Origin of the sequence: Actinomadura sp. 3N508, assembly GCF_044326375.1 — a bacterium.
GTDB lineage: Bacteria > Actinomycetota > Actinomycetes > Streptosporangiales > Streptosporangiaceae > Spirillospora.
The window spans coordinates 117,992-133,824 of the sequence record NZ_JBIRAX010000001.1; the positions used below are offsets into that span (position 1 = coordinate 117,992).

Sequence of the window (15,833 nt, forward strand, 5' to 3'; positions counted from 1 at the left end):
ATCGACACAGGTGTCAAGGCTCAGGACAGCCGCTCGATGATCATGGCCATGCCCTGGCCGCCGCCGACGCACATCGTGATCAGCCCGACGGTCGCGTCCGCCTCGGCGAGGGCGTGCAGCAGGGTGACGGTCAGCCGCGCGCCGGTCATTCCCGGCGGGTGCCCCATGGCTATCCCGCCGCCGCGGACGTTGAGCCGCTCCGGATCGATGTCCAGGTCCCGCATGCTCGGGATCACCTGCGCGGCGAACGCCTCGTTCAGCTCGACGAGATCCACGTCCCCGATCGACATGCCCGCCGCGGCGAGCGCCCGCCGCGACGCCTCCACCGGCCCGAGGCCCATGATCTCCGGGCTGAGCGCCGAGACGCCCGTGGCCACGACGCGGCCCAGGGGCCTCGCCCCGATGCTCCGCGCGAGGCCGGAGCTGGTGACCAGCAGGGCGGCGGCTCCGTCGTTTACGGGGCAGGCGTTGCCCGCCGTCACGCGGCCGCCCGCCCCGAGCACCGGCGGGAGCGCGGCCAGCGCGTCGAGGGTGACGCCGCGGCGCGGGCCGTCGTCGGCCGTCACGAGGCTCCCGTCCGGCAGCCTGACCGGGGTGATCTCCGCCGCCCAGAACCCCGCGTCGCGCGCCTCCTCGGCGCGGCGGAACGACCGCAGCGCGAACCGGTCCATCTCCTCGCGGCCGATCCCGCGATGCCGGGCCACGTACTCGGCCGTCTGGACCATCTCGACGTAGGCGTCGGGACGGCCGCCGCCGGCTCGCGGGTCCTCCCACCCGAAGTCGCCCGCCGCGGCCACGGCCGCCGAGCGCTCGCGCGCGGCCGCGTAGACGGGATTCGGCTCACCCGAGCCCTCGGCGTAGCCGTGTACGTACCGGCTCCCGCACTCGACGCCCACCGACAGGAAGGCGTCCCCTTCACCGGCGCGGACGGCGTGCATGGCCATCCGCGTGGTCTGGAGGCTGGACGCGCAGTGGCGCGTGACGGTCGTGCCCGGCAGGCCGTCGTGGCCCATCAGCAGCGCGACCATCCGGCCGAGGTTCCACCCCTGCTCGCCGCCCGGGCTGCCGCAGCCGAGGAGAAGGTCGTCCAGGCGCGCGGGATCGAGCTCGGGGACGGCCGCCAGCGCGGCCGTCGCGATCTGCGCCGCGAGGTCGTCGGGCCGGACGTCGCGCAGCGCGCCCTTGCCCGCCCGGCCGATCGGCGTCCGCTTCGCCGCCAGGATCACCGCGTCGCGCATCACGGCTCCACCACCGCCGGCGCGGTGATTCCGGCGGCCGGATCGTCCGCCATGGACGCGAGCAACCGGCGCGTGTAGGGATGGGTGGGCCGGCGGAACACGTCGTCGCGCGGGCCATGCTCGACGATCTTTCCTTCGTACATGACGTTGACCGTTTCGCACATATAGCGCACGACCGCGAGGTCGTGCGAGATGAACAGGAACGACAGGCCGAGCCGGGTCTGCAGGTCGCGGAGCAGGTTCAGGACCAGGGCCTGGACGGAGACGTCGAGGGCCGAGGTGACCTCGTCCAGGACGAGGACGCGCGGGCGGGCGGCCAGCGCCCGCGCGATCGCCACGCGCTGCCGCTGCCCGCCGGACAGCTCGTGCGGGTACGCCCCGGCCGCGCGTTCCGGCAGCCCGACCAGGTCGAGCAGCCGCGCGGCCTCGGCTCGCGCGGCCACGGCGCCGGGCGAGCCGCCGAGCGCCACCTCCGCGATCACCGCGCCGACCGTCATGCGCGGGTTGAGCGACCGGTTGGGGTCCTGGAAGACCATCTGGATCTCGCGGCGGACCCCGGAGCGCCGGCCCGCCGCGCGGACGACGCGCCCGTCCAGGAGCACCTCGCCCGCAGTGGGCACCACCAGCCCCGCGACCACCCGGGCCAGGCTGGACTTCCCGCAGCCCGACTCGCCCACCAGCCCCACCCGGCCACCGGGCGGCACGCGAAGGCTCACGCCGCGGACCGCGACGGACGACCTGCGTCCCCTGCCGTACCGGACGCCGATGTCCCGCAGTTCCAGACCACTCATTCGCCCCTCCCAGGGGAAGACCCGTCGCCGGAGTCGACGGCCCAGCACGCGACGCGGCGATCTCCGACGTCCACCAGCGGCGGCGCTTCGCTCTCACATCGGGGCATCGCCGCAGGGCACCGCGGCGCGAACGGGCAGCCGGCCGGCCGCTCCCTGAGGTCCGGCGGCTGCCCGGGGATCGCGGCGATCGGCGCGTCGACGTCCGCCGCCATGTCCACCGAGCACGCCAGCAGCGCCTTCGTGTACGGGTGCAGCGGCCGGCCCGCCACCTGCGCGGTCGGGCCCTGCTCGACCACGCGGCCGCCGTACATGACGACGACGCGGTGGCACAGCCCCCTGATGACGTGCAGATCGTGGGACACCAGGACGACCGCGGTCCGGTGCTCGGTGTTCAGCCGCCGCAGCAGCCGCAGCACCTGGCTCTGCACGGTGACGTCGAGCGCGGTGGTGGGCTCGTCCGCCAGGACGACGTCGGGCTCGGTCATCAGCCCCATGGCGAGGACCACGCGCTGGCTCGTCCCGCCCGACAGCTCGACCGGGTACTGCCTGAGCCGCCGCGCGGCGTTCGTGACGTGCACGTCGGCCAGCAGCGTCCGGGCACGCTCGCGGGCCGCGCTCCGGCTCGTCCGCGTGTGGGTCCGCACGCCCTCGGTGAGCTGGCGGCCGACCGGTATCGCCGGGTTGAGCGCCGACATCGGATCCTGGAAGACCAGCGCGAGCCTCGTCCCGAGCACCGTCCGGGCCGCGCGCCGGGGCAGCGCCGCCACGTCGTCACCGCCCAGCCGGAGCCCGGCGGTCCGCAGCCGGGCCGGGTAGGGCAGCAGACCGGCCAGCGCGAGCACCGTCATCGACTTGCCGCAGCCGGACTCGCCGACGATGCCGACCGTCTCCCCGCGCCGGACCGTCAGATCGAAGCCGCTGACCAGCTCGGCGTTCCCGGCCGGTGTCGGGACCTCGACCGTCAGGTCCCGTACCGAGAGCACGCCGTCGTCTTCGCCGGCGGGCCGCGGCGGACGCGTCTCGGCGTGCCGGGCAGGCCGCCGGACCTTGCCGGGGTTCGCGCCGACCGTCCAGACGACCGGGTTGAGGGCGCGCGCGAGCGCCTCGCCGAAGAGCCCCAGCGCGAGCCCGGTCACGGCGATCAGGGTCGCGGGGGCGACCGCCGCCAGCGGATCGACGTAGAGGACCTGCACTCCCTCGGTGAGCATCGACCCCCAGTCCACCTGCGGCGGCTGGACGCCCACGCCGAGGAAGCTCAGCGACGACACGAAGACCAGGCTCTGCGCGGCGAGGACGGACAGGCTCACCACGAGGGTGTCGGCCATGTTCGGCAGCACGTGCCGCCCGAACACGCGCGCCCGCCCCAGCCCGGCACCGCGCGCCGCCGCGACGTAGTCCCGGCCCGTCACGCTCGTGGCGAGCGTGCTCACGATCCGGGCCACGTACGGGACCGAGGCCGCACCGACCGCGACGGCCGCGCCGACCGCGCCGGTGCCGAGGATCGCCGTCAGGAAGATGGCCGTGAGGATGGGCGGGAACGACAGCAGCCCGTCGATGATCCGCCGGCCCGCGACCTGCGCCCGCGGGCCCAGCACCGCGACGAGGCCGCCGAGCACGAGCCCGGCGCCGGCGGCGATGACGGTGGCCAGCAGCGCGAGCTCCATCGACGTCCGGGTCGCGTAGGCCACGCGCGCGAGCACGTCGCGGCCCAGGCGGTCGGTTCCCAGCCAGTGCGCCGAGGAGGGCCCGGTAGGGCCGAGGTCCGGGCGGACCGCCTGGGCCTGGACGCCCCACACCATCGGTGCCACGACCGCCAGGACGGCGAGCAGGGCGAGCACGGCGAGCGCGAAGACCCCGGCGGGCGCCTGCCGGAACGCCCGCCAGCGCGCCCGCACCGCCCCCGACCCGGTCATGACCGCCTCAGCGACGACTGCCGGTCCAGCATGCCCAGCGCCGCCTCCACGCAGAGGTTGACGACGACGATCGAGAAGCCGAGCACCAGCACGGTCACCTGCACCAGCGGGTAGTCCCTGACCTGCACGGCCTGGACCAGGCTGCTGCCGAGACCCGGAAGCGCGAAGACGTTCTCGACCACGACCGTCCCGCCGAGCAGGCTCGCGAAGATGAGCCCGCCGACGGTGAGGGCCCCGGTCAGCGAGTTCGGCAGGACGTGCAGCCCGTAGGTCCGCAGGATGGACAGGTGCTTGGCGCGGGCCGTCCGCACGTAGTTCTGCGCCAGGACGTCCAGGGTCTCCACGCGGACGATGCGGGCGAGCACCGCCGTCGGCGCGAACGCCACGGCGATCACCGGCAGGACGTGTCCCTGCCACGTGACGGCGCCCGCGACGGGCAGCAGGCCGAGCCACACCGCGAACACCAGGACCAGGACGGTGCCGACCACGTACTCGGGTATCGATCCCAGCAGCGACGTCGTCGCGGAGAAGCCCGACTCGACCCGGCGATGGCGGCCCTCGCGAGTGATCGCCGCCATCCACACGCCGAGCCCGATCCCGAACGCGAAGGTCAGGACCATCGCGCCGATGACGATCTCCAGCGTGACCGGCAGCCGGGCCGCGATGATCGAGCTCACCGGCTCCCCGGTCTGGAACGAGTTCCCGAACCGCCACCTCGCCACGTTGTCGAGGTAGGTCAGGAACTGGGCGAGCAGCGGGCGGTCCAGCCCGAGATCGTGCCGGACGTCCGCCAGCCGCTGCGGCGTGGCGTTCAGCCCCGCCACCCGCACGGCCGGATCACCGGGCGTCAGGTGCAGCAGCAGGAACGTGGCCACGAGCAGTCCGGTGAGGACCGCCACGAGATGGGCGACCTTGGACGCCACGAAGCCCGCGATCCCGGCCGCGCCGGAGCGGAGTGCGCCCGCGTCGGCGTCCGTCTTCACGATCCCGCCGTCGTGATGGTGTGGATGTCGACGGTGGTCGCGCCGTCGGCCAGCCCGAAGCGCACCGGGACCGAGCTGAACCAGTCGGTCTTGAGGTGGACGAGGGGGAAGACGTTCGCGCCGTCGTGGAGCGCCTGCTGCGCCTCGCCCCACGCCTCGCAGCGCTGCGGGCCGAGCGCCGAGAGGGCCTTGGCCGCCGCGGCGTCGTAGGACGGGTCGTCCATCGCGGCGAAGTTGGTGCCGTTCGGCGCGGCCGGTCCGGTGACGAACAGGCTCAGCGCGCTCGGGGTGGGGGCGGGCGGCGTGAACGGGTACACGGTCACGTCCCAGTCGCCGGTGCCGAAGAGCGTCTCGGCCAGCGTCTTCGTGTCGCCGTTGCGCAGTGTGACCTCGGCGCCGGCCGACCGCAGCGCCACCTGCAGGTACTCGAAGCCCGGCCCGATCTCGTTCGTCCCCACCAGCTTCAGCCGCAGGGGTTTCCCGGCCTTGCTGAGGGTGCCCGAGCCGCCGGACCAGCCGGCCGCCGCCAGCGCCTGCCTGGCGGCGTTCACGTCGCCCGCCATCGGGCTGGGCAGCACCGCCTTGTAGCAGGGCATCATCGGGCTGAACACGCTGCGCGCCTCGGTCGAGCTCCCGTGCATCGCCGCCTTGTTGAACGACGACGCCGAGACCGCCCGCGCGAGCGCCCTGCGGACCGCCGGATCGGCGCCGGGGTGCCCGGAAGCCTGGTTGAAGGCCAGGAAGTAGGAGCCGTTCGTGAGCTGGCTCGTCCGCTTCACCGATTTGCTGGACCCGAGGCGCCGGGTGTCGGCGCCGGAGATGGCGCCGATGCCGAGCTGGCCGGTGGTGAGCAGGTTGGCGGCGGTGCTCTGGTTCGACACCACCCGGAAGGTGACCTTGCCGGGGTAGTAGTGCGCCTTGCCGGTCTGCGGGCCCCAGCCGTACCCGGACCGGGCGGTCAGCGTGTACTGCGAGCCGCGGACGGACTTGGTCAGCGTGTAGGGGCCGCTTCCGGCCGGTGTCGCGCCGAGCGCGTCCGGGGTCTTCAGCCCGGCCGGGCAGACGATGGAGGCCATCGGCTGTGCCAGGCCCTCCAGCAGGTCGCTGTACGGCTTGGCCGTGCGCACGGTGACCTGGTTCGCGGTGGCGTCGGAGGTCACGGTGTAGCCGGCCGATCCGAAGACCAGCTGCGCGTACGGCGCCTTGGTCTTGGGGTCGCCGAGGCGCTTCAGCGACTCGGTGACGGCGGCCGGGGTCAGGGCCTGGCCGTCACCGCAGGTCACGCCTTGCCGCAGGGTGAAGGTGACGGAATCGGGAGCCTGTTTCCACGACGTCGCCAGGTAGGGCACGACCTTGCCGTTCTCGATGGCGACGAGCCGGTCGTACAGCGACTCGATCACCTGGAAGGCGTAGGTCCCCTGCGCCCGCGCCGGGTCCAGCGAGTCCCAGTCGGATTCGAGCCGGATCGAGAGATCGTCGACTTTTCCGCCCGCCCCGCCCGAGGCGGCCTGACCGCCGCATCCGGCGAGGGCCAGAAGGGCGACGCACACTCCAGAGCACCACATCGATGCCGTCCGCCGGTTGACCGTGTTTCGCATGCGTCCCTCACTCATGACGGTAGCGTTGGAAAATCGACGATAGAGTCAATAGATGGGCCGGTCAAGGGTCGTGACCTGGTAAAAGAAGGGCTTGTCGCGATGTGTTGAATAATCTACAGTTGCGTTGAACAGCGGACCGGGCAGGACGAACCGGCAGCCACGTCCGTTCGAGCGAGGATGGAAACGCCATGGAAAAGGTCAGCTACACGCGCATGAAGGACATGACCGCGCGCGACACCGCGCTGATTGAAGCCGACTTCCGCGCGGGCGCCGCCGAGTTGCCGGATCGCATTCTCGAGGCCGTACGCGTACTCGAGGGCTTCCAGGGGGCGATGCCGGTGAACCGCCTTGAGCACTCGCTCCAGTCGGCCACGCGCGCACTGCGCGACGACCGCTCCGAGGAGTACGTCGTGGCCGCCCTGGTCCACGACATCGGCGACGAGCTGGCCCCCTACAGCCACGGCCCGATGGTGGCGGCCATCCTGCGTCCCTTCGTGTCCGAGCGGATCGCCTGGATCATCGAGAAGCACGCCCTGTTCCAGGCCTACTACTACGCCCACCACCTCGGCGCCGACCGCAACGCGCGGGACAAGTACAAGGACCACCCCTACTACGCCGACTGCGTGGTGTTCTGCGAGCGCTACGACCAGAGCGCGTTCGATCCGTCGTACGACTCGCTCGACCTCGACTACTTCAGCGACATGGTCCACCGCGTCTTCAAGGAGCCGAAGGCCGGACCGAGCATCGAGGCCGCCTACTGACCCCTGATCCCTCCCCGGCGGATCGCCCCTGATCCGCGGGTTCGGGGTTCAGGTCCATGACAGTGTCCGACGGCGGGATCGCGTGAGGCGGAAGCGGAGGGTGTCGCCGGGGACGAGTTGCGCCGCAGCCGGGAGGCTCGCCGTCGTGACGACCGCGATGACGGGGTAGCCGCCTGTCGTCGGGTGGTCGTTGAGGAACAGGATCGGCAGGCCGGTGGGCGGCACCTGGAGCGCGCCGGTCATCATGGCCTCTGAGGGCAGCTCGGCGGTTCTGCGCCGGGTCAGGGCAGGGCCGCTGAGCCTGATGCCGATTCGGTTGGCCTCACTGGTGACCGTGTACTCGGAGCTGGTCAGCAGCGCCATGGCCGGTGCGCTGAACCAGTCGTCGCGGGGGCCGGGAACGATCTCCAGCACCGGTGCCGGGGCAAGGCCGGGGACGGGTGCGACGTCCACGTTGAGCGTGGCCGTGGTCGATGGTCCGAGTGGCAGCCTCGTGCCGCTTCGAAGGGGTGGTGGGCCGAGTCCCGACATCAGGTCCGCTGACCGGCTGCCCAGGACCGGAGGAACGTCGATGCCGCCGGAGATCGCCAGGTAGGTGCGCAGGCCGCGGCCCGGCGGGCGTTCGAGCCGCAGGATCTGGCCGGGCCGAGCGTAGTGGGGGGCGTTCGCCGCCAAGGGCGTGTCGTCCAGGCGGGCGGGCAGTTCGGCTCCGGTGAGCGCGAGCCAGTGTCCGGCGGTGAACTCGGCGATGAGGCCGCCGAGGGTGATCTCCAGGCCAGCGGTGTTCTCGGGATTGCCGACCAGGCGGTTGGCCAGCTTCAGTGCGGGGGGATCGGCTGCTCCGGAGGGTGGCACGCCGAGCGATGCGTGGCCGGTCCGGCCGAGGTCCTGCACCAGTGTCAGCGGGCCCGGCTGGTGTATGAGCAGTTCCCGGCGTGCCGTTCTCGGGTTCATCTGATCGGGTCGAATTGGACGGTGGTGCCGGGGGTGAGCAGCGCAGGAGGGCGTCGTTCCACATTCCACAGTGCCGCGTCGGTGGTGCCGAGCAGGTGCCAGCCGCCCGGTGACGAGCTCGGATAGACGCCCGTGTATTCGCTCGCCATGGCCAGGGAGCCCGCCGGGACGCGGGTACGCGGGCTGTCTCGCCGGGGAAGGTGGAGCGCGGGGTCGAGGCCGGTGAGGTAGGCGAATCCGGGTACGAGGCCGAGGAACGCGGTCGTGTAGGCGCGGCGGCTGTGCCTGGCGATCACCTCTTCGACGGACATGCCGCACCGTGCGGCGACTTCGGCCAGATCGGCGCCGTCGTAGCGCACCGGCAACCTGACGGTTCGCTCCGCCGGCCGTGTCGCCGCCGTGCCCGCCGGCTTCCGGGCGCGCCGCACGGCGACGCTCAAGGCCCGGCTCCGGCCCTCTTCGGCGATCAGCAGCAGAGTCCGGGCACCGGGCACCACATCGGCGATGCCTTCCACGGGGTGACACATCAGGTAGGCGTGGATACGCCGGACGGCCTCTGGATCATCCATATCGAGAAGCACGGCGCGGTCTCCGACCGGGCGGACGGCGCAGATCACGGGGTCGTGGTTCACCGCCGCGTCTGCAGGCGGTGGTAACCGACGGCGGCACGGGCGTCCCGCAGGGTCGCGCCGTTCACGATCTGTTCCCGGATGGCCTGCTCCGCCCGGGCGATGTCCAGCGCGGACCGCAGGACCTCCTTGGCCCTGGAGGCGGGGACGGAGAGTACTCCGTCGGCGTCCCCGACGAGCAGATCGCCCGGCTCGATGCGGACTCCGCCGCAGCTGACGGGCTGCTGGACCGCCTCGACCTGGACGCGGTCCTTGCCCGTGCGCATCCACCGGTGCCGGGAGAAGAGCGGATAGTCCATCTCCAGGGCGATGTCGGTGTCACGGCAGGTCCCGTCGACGACCGTGCCGCCGAGCCGTCCGCGGTGCGCGGTCAGCGTGAGCAGATCTCCCCAGACGGTGACGTCCGCGCGTCCCTGGTTGTCGAGTACGACGACAGAGCCCGGCGGCACCTCGTCGATGTAGTCACCGACCGTGCCCGCGTCCTGGCCGACCGGCCCGTACCGGACCGTGAAAGCCGGGCCGAGGAGCCGGAAGGACGGTTCGAGGGGCGCGATCGCGGGGATCTGCCCGGCGATCCCGGCACGATCGAGCGCGTCGGAGACCGTGCTGGTGCCGAGATCGCGCCATTCGCTCAGGTCGATGGCCATCTAGTTCTCGCTTCCCAGCTCGGACCACAGATGGGCGACCGCCTCGGCGCCCTTGAGGAGCAACGGCATCTCGGCCTTCTCGTTCGGCCCGTGGTAGTTGTCATCGGGAAGGGTGACCGCCAGGAAGACGACGGCGGCGTCCAGCACCTCTGCCAGGGTGGCGGAAGGGCCGGATCCACCCTCGCGCGTGTAGAGCACCTGACGGTCGAAGGCCCGCCCGAGAGACCGGGTCACGGCTTCCACGGCCGGGTGGTCGAGTGGAGTGAGGCAGGGCTTGTTCCCCTCGCCGAAGAACTCCACCTCGGCGGCGATGCCCGGCGGCACCTGTTCCCGCAGCCACTGCCGGAAGGACTCCCGCACCTCGGCCGGTTCCTGGTCCGCGACCAGCCGGAAGGAGACCTTGGCGTGGGCCTCGCGCGGGATGATCGTCTTCATGCCGGGGCCGGTGTGCCCGCCCCACATGCCGTTGACCTCGGCGGTCGGCCGGGCCCACACGCGTTCGAGGGTGGTGAAGCCCTCCTCGCCGTGGGCCGCGCGGGACCGGGCGGCGGACAGCCATTCCCGTTCGTCGAAGGGAAGCCTGGCGAACAGGTCGCGTTCGGTGCCGGTGAGTTCCACGACGCGGTCGTAGAAGCCGGGGATGGTCACCCGGGATCGGCGGTCGTGCAGTGCGCCCAGTACCCGGCACAGTTCGGTGAGCGGGTTGGGGATCGCGCCTCCGAAGGAACCGGAATGGACTTCCTCGGCAGGCCCGCGGAAGGTGACCTGGGCGGCGACCATGCCGCGCATACCGGTGCAGGTGGTCGGGACGTCCGCCGACCACATGGCGGAGTCGGAGTTGACCACCAGGTCGCACGCCAGCCGGTCGGCGTGCCGCCGTACCAGTGCGTCGAAGTGCGGCGACCCGGCCTCCTCCTCACCTTCGATGAGCAGTTTCAGGGTGACGGCCGGCGCCGTCCGGCCGGTGGCGGCCAGGTGCGCGCGGACCCCGAACGCGTGGAAGAGCACCTGGCCCTTGTCGTCGGAGGCGCCCCGCGCGTACATGCGGTCTCCGTCGACCGTCGCCGTGAAGGGCGGGGTGTCCCACGCTTCCACCGGATCGACCGGCTGGACGTCATGGTGCCCGTAGACCAGGACCGTCCGGGCCGACGGCAGGGCGGAGGGCCACTCGGCGTACACCGCCGGATGGCCGCCGGTCGGCCATATCTCCACGATCGGGAAGCCGGCCCGCCGCAGGGCGGCGGCGAGCCACTCCGCCGACCGCCGGACGTCGCCCGCATGGTCCGGGTCGCTGGAGATGGAGGGAATCGCGAGCCATTCCGCGAGTTCGGCGAAGAACACTTCGCTGCCGGCCGCTATATAGGAACGCACGGCCTCAGGTGCTGTCATGGTCGTCGGGTCCTTTCGTGGCGGTGTGGAATTGCGCCTGGATGGCGCGCTCGTAGGCGGCGCCCATGACCTGGCTCATCGCGATGCCGTCCTGAACGGCCGCCGCCATGGCGGCTTCTCTTTCGGCGAGCCTTTCGGCCGTGTCCAGGACCCTGCCGGCCATCGACGCGGGGACGACCACAACGCCGGAGCCGTCGGCGCGGACCAGATCGCCAGGGGTCACCGTGACACCCTGGACGTCGACCGGGCGGTTCCAGCCGCGTTCCACGACCGTTCCGCGAGCCGACCGGGGCGTGACGGCGGCGGCGTGCACGGCGAGGCCCAGTTCGCGGATCTCGTCGACATCGCGTACCGCGCCGTCGACCACGATTCCGGCGACCCCGGCCCGCACCGCGCCCCGGCTGAGGATTCCGCCCCAGCCCGCCACGCCGGCCACCCCGTGGTGGGCCACGACGATGACGGTGCCGGGAACGGCGGCGTCCAGCGCGGCGGTACCGAGATGGCGGGCGCCCGCGGTCGCCGGACCGGCGGGGCCCAGATCGACGGTGCTGGCGCGGCCGGCGAAGGAGCGGCCCGCGGCGACGGGGACGAGGCCAGACAGCGTGCCCGGGATCGCTTCGGCGGCGAGCGCATCGCTGAGCAGGCAGGTGTCCAGCCTGGACAGCCTGCCGACATGGTGGTCGGTCATGCCGGGAGCCCGTAGATGTCGAGGGTGCTCTCTCCGGCCTCGAGCCGGGCGGTGATCGCGGTCTCGGCCAGGTCCCGGCGCCGCGCGGCCTCGACGGCCGCGACGGCGGCGTCCGCCGGGACGATCACGACGCCGTCGGCGTCGCCCACCACCAGGTCACCCGGGCGGACCAGGACATCGCCGAGCAGGACGGGCACGGCGAGCGCCCCGCCGCGTGCCGGGTCCTTGCCCGTCCCGCGGATGCACGCACCGCTGCTGAACACGGGGAAGTCCAGCGCGGCCAGCGCCGTGGTGTCCCGGACGCCGCCGTCGATGACCAGCCCGGCCAGGCCCTTCGCCCGTGCGGCGCGGGTCATGATCTCGCCCCAGTAGCCGAACTCGGCCAGGCCGCCGGTCTCGGCGACCATGACCGAGCCGGGCGGGGCGGTCGCGATCGCCCGGTGGAGCCACAGGTTGTCGCCTCCGGGGCAGCGCACCGTATAGGCGGGACCGTGGGCCCGCATCCGGGGGGTCACGGGACGGAGCCTGCCGGGCAGTGCCCCGATGCCGCCCGCCGCCTCGTGCACGGAGGCGGCTCCGGGGAAATCAGAGGTGGTCATGATGCCTTCCAGACGGTGTGGCGCCATCGGCGGGTGTCTTCGGCCCGGCCGAATTGGAGGTCGAGCAGGCGCTGCCCGAGGGTGCGGGCCACGGGACCGGGCCGACCGTCGCCCATGACGAAGTGCCCGGTGGCGTCATCGACCCTTCCGATGGGCGCGACCGCGACCGCCGTTCCGCAGGCGAACGCCTCGCGGATGCCGCCGTCGCGTGCCCCGTCCCGCCACCGCTCGATGGCGATCGGTTCCTCCCGGACGGTCATGCCGCCGTCCCGGGCGAGATCGATGATCGAGTCACGGGTCACCCCGGCCAGCAGGCTGTCGCTCAGCGGAGGCGTGAGCAGGACGTCCCCGCTCTCCTCCCGGGCGACGAGGAAGAGGTTCATCGCCCCGAGCTCCTCGACGTAGCGGCGCCGCTCGGGGTCGAGCCAGATCACCTGGTCGCAGCCATGCTCCCGCGCGAGTTTCTGGGCGAGAAGGCCGGCGCCGTAGTTGCCGGCGAACTTGGCCGCGCCGGTGCCTCCGCGCGCCGCCCGTACCCGGTCGCGTTCGACCCAGACGCGCAGCGCCCGGGTTCCGCCGTCGAAATAGGCGCCCGCGGGGCTCGCGAAGAGAACGAAGAGGTAGCCGCCGGAGGCGGTGGCGACGACCGCCGGGTCGGTCGCGATCATGAGCGGCCGCAGGTAGAGGGTCCTGTCCGCACCGTCCGGCACCCATGCGTGGTCGGCCTCGAGCAGGGCACGGAGGCTTGCCAGGAACGCGGGCCGCGGCAGCGGCGGCATGGCGATGCGCGCGGCGGAGGCCGCGAACCGCACGGCGTTCAGTTCCGGCCGGAACAGCGCCACCGACCCGTCGGGCTGCCGGTAGGCCTTCAGGCCCTCGAAGATGGCCTGCCCGTAGTGCAGAACCGATGTGGCCGGGGAGAGCGGCAGATCCTGGAAGGGGCCGACGGTGAAGTCATGCCAGCCCGCCTCCTCGGTGTAACGGGCCGTCACCATGTGATCGGTGAACGTCCGCCCGAAGACGGGAGCGGCCAGGACGGCGGCCCGTTGTGACGGCGGACGCGGTGTCACGGTCAGACGCCGGAATTCGAGTGCCTCGCCGGGCGGGGCGGGCGGCACGCTCATGTGCCCTCCCCTGCTGCGCTGAACGCTCGCAGGGTCACGCCTTCTGCCTGTAGAGCGGCGCCGACCTTGGCGAGCAGATCGACCGCCCCGGCCGTGTCACCGTGCAGGCAAAGGGAGTCGGGGGCGACGTCCAGTACCGTCCCGTCGATGGCTTCGAGGGTTCCGTCGCGCGCCAACCGCCGGGCACGGTCCAGGATCGCGCCCTCGCCGTGCAGCACCGCTCCCGGCCGCGATCGGGGGACGAGGGTTCCGTCGGGAGCGTAGGCGCGGTCCAGGAACGCCTCCCTGGCCACCGCGAGCCCCCTGCGGCGAGCCTGCCTTTCGAGCGCGGAACCGTGCCATGCCATGACGGTCAGCCGCGGATCCACGGACTCCACCGCGGCCGCCACCGCCTCGGCCGCCCGATCGTCCGTCCAGGCCAGATTGCCCAGTGCCCCGTGCGGCTTGACGTGCCGCAGCCGGGTTCCATGGCGCCGGCAGAACGCCTGCACCGCGCCGATCTGGTACACGACGTCGGTGATGATCTCTTCGGAGCTCAGGGCCATCATCCGCCGCCCGAAGCCCACCCTGTCGGGGAAGCCGGGATGCGCGCCGATCCCCACCCGGTGCTCGGCCGCCATGGCCACCGCCGCGTCCAGGGTGCGCGGGTCGCCGGCGTGGAATCCGCAGGCGATGTTCGCGGAGGTGATGTGGGGGATCACGTCGACGTCCCCGTCGAGGGTGTAGCGGCCGTATCCCTCCCCCAGGTCGGCGTTCAGGTCGAGGGACCGTGGTGTCGTGCCCGGCATCGGCTACTCCGCACCATCGGCCGGCCAGGCGGGCAGGCCGAGGCCGTGCAACCCGGCGTAGGACGCGACCGGCGGCGGGCTCCACCCTTCGAGCAGCCCGGCGTCCGGCCGGTACACCTCTACCGCGAGCGGCCTGCACACCTCCAGCGGATCGCGGGCGTCCGGACCCCACAGCGGGATCGACAGGTCGCCCGCCGGGCAGGTGGACAGCGCGCACAGCAGGTCCTGCTCGGCGAAGAACTCGAAGAAGTCCCCGGGCTTCGCGGGTGAGGCCTTCATGAAGTACCGGTCCTCATCGTTGAGGCCGGTGCACTGGAAGATGTTGAGCACGTCGTGGACGTCGAACTCGGTCAGCCCGTAGGGGAGCACGGCGCGGACGAGGTTCGAATGGCAGTGGAAGTCGAAGTCCTCGCCGCTGAGGATGCGGTTCACGTACGGGTCGCAGCGTGAGCCGAGCAGGTCGTGCACCCGCCCGCCGTCATCGTCCACTCCGTAGGACTCCAACGTGTCGTTAGTGATCGTCAGCAGCGGGCGCAGGTAGGGAAGCGTGGACCACAGCCGGTCGTACCTCGTCACGTGGGCGCTCTGCAACTGGCGGGTTCGCGCGGCCCACAGCCGCTCCCGCGGATTGTGGCGGTTCCACACGTTGAAGTCGCCGACCTGCGGGCCCTCGGGAGTGATCACACGGCACAGGTGACCGGCCGGGACCTCCCACGCGCGTCCCGAGCGAATCGGGATGACGAATTCTTCTACCGGCTTACGCTCGTCCGTCCGTTCGGCCAGGCGGTCGTAGAAGGCCCTGTCGACGTCCAGGATGCTGCCGGCCTTCGGCTGGTAAGCGGCGGGAGGGTGGCTCATCGGATACCTCTCGATCGTGGAGTGCGAGACGGCCGGGGGCGAACCGTCTCGAAGTCGGGGGACGGTCATGCCGTGCGCGCTCGCCGGAGCGTGTCGAGCGTCTGGCTTTCGGAGTCGTCGAGGTAGACCAGCAATGCGCCGACGCCCTGCGTCCGGCGGCCCGTGCGCAGCAGGTCGAGGAGCTCGCGATCGCGTCCGGCCCACGAGCGCTGGAAGAGTTCCTCGTCCTGCGTCTCGCCCCAGGCCAGGCGGAGCTGGGCGAGGAGGGAGTGAAAGAAGTCGTCGAGCCGGCGGCTGCCCAGCAGGGCGATCAGCGCCTGGTGAAAGCGCAGGCTCGCGGTGCTCGCGGCCGCCCATTCGCGCTCCCGCTCGGCCCGCTCCCCCGCGATGACCGCCGACTCCATATCGGTGAACTGCTCGTCCTCCGCGAGAGCGCTCGCGGTGGCCGCCTGGACCTCCAGCGCTCTTCGCGCCCGGTAGATGTCACGCACATCCGCCGGCGTGAGCCGCCTGACCGCGGCCCCCCGGTTCGGGACCTGCGCCACCAGCCCCTCCAAGGACAGCTGGCGCAGGCCCTCCCGCAACGTGTTGCGGGAGATCTGCAGGTCGGTCGCGAGCGAGACCTCCCGCAGGGGCGAGCCCGGCGGCAGCTCGCCTTCCAGGATCCGGTCGCGCAGCAGGCCGGCGATCCGTTCAGCGGCGCTGGGCGCCTCCGTCTCGGCGGTATCGAGTGACATGCCGGGAAGACTAGTCCACAGATTGCTCAACAATCAAGCCGGGCATGCCGGCCGATGGACCTGCACAACTTCGAGACTCCCGAGCTAAGTGCTGTTTTGTTCTCACCTATTGACGTCAGATTGTTGAGCAATCTAA

16 protein-coding genes are annotated in these 15,833 nt (G+C 72.1%); 1 reads left to right on the forward strand and 15 read right to left on the reverse strand.

From position 1 onward, the window contains the following. Positions 1 to 20 precede the first annotated feature (20 nt). Genes ACH34S_RS00500 through ACH34S_RS00520 form a run of 5 tightly spaced genes read right to left on the reverse strand, consistent with a single transcriptional unit; the run spans position 21 to position 6,523 of the window. Entirely contained in the window at positions 21 to 1,238 is a 1,218-nt protein-coding gene (locus ACH34S_RS00500; RefSeq protein WP_395950326.1) for an acetyl-CoA C-acetyltransferase, read from the reverse strand. Next, a complete protein-coding gene (locus ACH34S_RS00505; protein ID WP_395950327.1) occupies positions 1,238 to 2,029 on the reverse strand; it encodes an ABC transporter ATP-binding protein in 792 nt (263 codons plus the stop codon). Before ACH34S_RS00505 ends, ACH34S_RS00500 begins: the two co-directional genes overlap by 1 nt. Continuing rightward, on the reverse strand, positions 2,026 to 3,942 hold the full coding sequence (locus ACH34S_RS00510) for a dipeptide/oligopeptide/nickel ABC transporter permease/ATP-binding protein (protein ID WP_395950328.1): 1,917 nt from the start codon (positions 3,940 to 3,942) through the stop codon (positions 2,026 to 2,028). The genes ACH34S_RS00505 and ACH34S_RS00510 overlap by 4 nt, the downstream gene beginning before the upstream one ends. After that, positions 3,939 to 4,925, reverse strand: a complete 987-nt coding sequence (locus ACH34S_RS00515) for an ABC transporter permease (protein ID WP_395950329.1) — start codon at positions 4,923 to 4,925, stop codon at positions 3,939 to 3,941. The genes ACH34S_RS00510 and ACH34S_RS00515 overlap by 4 nt, the downstream gene beginning before the upstream one ends. Then, a complete protein-coding gene (locus ACH34S_RS00520) occupies positions 4,922 to 6,523 on the reverse strand; it encodes an ABC transporter substrate-binding protein (protein ID WP_395950330.1) in 1,602 nt (533 codons plus the stop codon). The genes ACH34S_RS00515 and ACH34S_RS00520 overlap by 4 nt, the downstream gene beginning before the upstream one ends. A 188-nt stretch (positions 6,524 to 6,711) precedes the next feature. Here ACH34S_RS00520 and ACH34S_RS00525 point away from each other — a divergent pair, with 188 nt between their 5' ends. After that, on the forward strand, positions 6,712 to 7,284 hold the full coding sequence (locus ACH34S_RS00525) for an HD domain-containing protein (protein WP_395950331.1): 573 nt from the start codon (positions 6,712 to 6,714) through the stop codon (positions 7,282 to 7,284). 48 nt (positions 7,285 to 7,332) lie between these two features. Here the strand turns inward: ACH34S_RS00525 and ACH34S_RS00530 are convergent, their stop codons facing one another. From ACH34S_RS00530 to ACH34S_RS00575, 10 genes are all read right to left on the reverse strand, one after another. Then, the gene (locus tag ACH34S_RS00530; RefSeq protein ID WP_395950332.1) at positions 7,333 to 8,238 is read right to left on the reverse strand and encodes a biotin-dependent carboxyltransferase family protein; all 906 of its coding nucleotides are present in this window, start codon (positions 8,236 to 8,238) and stop codon (positions 7,333 to 7,335) included. Continuing rightward, positions 8,235 to 8,807: an allophanate hydrolase subunit 1 gene (locus ACH34S_RS00535; RefSeq protein WP_395950333.1), complete on the reverse strand. Its 573-nt coding sequence runs from the start codon at positions 8,805 to 8,807 to the stop codon at positions 8,235 to 8,237. The genes ACH34S_RS00530 and ACH34S_RS00535 overlap by 4 nt, the downstream gene beginning before the upstream one ends. A 59-nt stretch (positions 8,808 to 8,866) precedes the next feature. Continuing rightward, positions 8,867 to 9,514 (reverse strand): RraA family protein, encoded by a 648-nt coding sequence (locus tag ACH34S_RS00540; RefSeq protein ID WP_395950334.1) that lies wholly within the window; start codon positions 9,512 to 9,514, stop codon positions 8,867 to 8,869. Next, a complete protein-coding gene (locus tag ACH34S_RS00545) occupies positions 9,515 to 10,903 on the reverse strand; it encodes a dipeptidase (RefSeq protein WP_395950335.1) in 1,389 nt (462 codons plus the stop codon). Beyond that, positions 10,890 to 11,591 (reverse strand): RraA family protein, encoded by a 702-nt coding sequence (locus ACH34S_RS00550; protein ID WP_395950336.1) that lies wholly within the window; start codon positions 11,589 to 11,591, stop codon positions 10,890 to 10,892. The genes ACH34S_RS00545 and ACH34S_RS00550 overlap by 14 nt, the downstream gene beginning before the upstream one ends. Continuing rightward, positions 11,588 to 12,190: an RraA family protein gene (locus ACH34S_RS00555; protein WP_395950337.1), complete on the reverse strand. Its 603-nt coding sequence runs from the start codon at positions 12,188 to 12,190 to the stop codon at positions 11,588 to 11,590. The genes ACH34S_RS00550 and ACH34S_RS00555 overlap by 4 nt, the downstream gene beginning before the upstream one ends. Continuing rightward, positions 12,187 to 13,314: a branched-chain amino acid aminotransferase gene (locus ACH34S_RS00560; RefSeq protein ID WP_395950338.1), complete on the reverse strand. Its 1,128-nt coding sequence runs from the start codon at positions 13,312 to 13,314 to the stop codon at positions 12,187 to 12,189. Before ACH34S_RS00560 ends, ACH34S_RS00555 begins: the two co-directional genes overlap by 4 nt. Next, positions 13,311 to 14,102: a LamB/YcsF family protein gene (locus tag ACH34S_RS00565; RefSeq protein ID WP_395950339.1), complete on the reverse strand. Its 792-nt coding sequence runs from the start codon at positions 14,100 to 14,102 to the stop codon at positions 13,311 to 13,313. Before ACH34S_RS00565 ends, ACH34S_RS00560 begins: the two co-directional genes overlap by 4 nt. Positions 14,103 to 14,105: 3 nt before the next feature. After that, positions 14,106 to 14,960, reverse strand: a complete 855-nt coding sequence (locus tag ACH34S_RS00570; protein ID WP_395950340.1) for an urea carboxylase-associated family protein — start codon at positions 14,958 to 14,960, stop codon at positions 14,106 to 14,108. Positions 14,961 to 15,025: 65 nt separating this feature from the next. Continuing rightward, positions 15,026 to 15,697: a GntR family transcriptional regulator gene (locus tag ACH34S_RS00575; protein ID WP_395950341.1), complete on the reverse strand. Its 672-nt coding sequence runs from the start codon at positions 15,695 to 15,697 to the stop codon at positions 15,026 to 15,028. Positions 15,698 to 15,833: the final 136 nt, after the last annotated feature.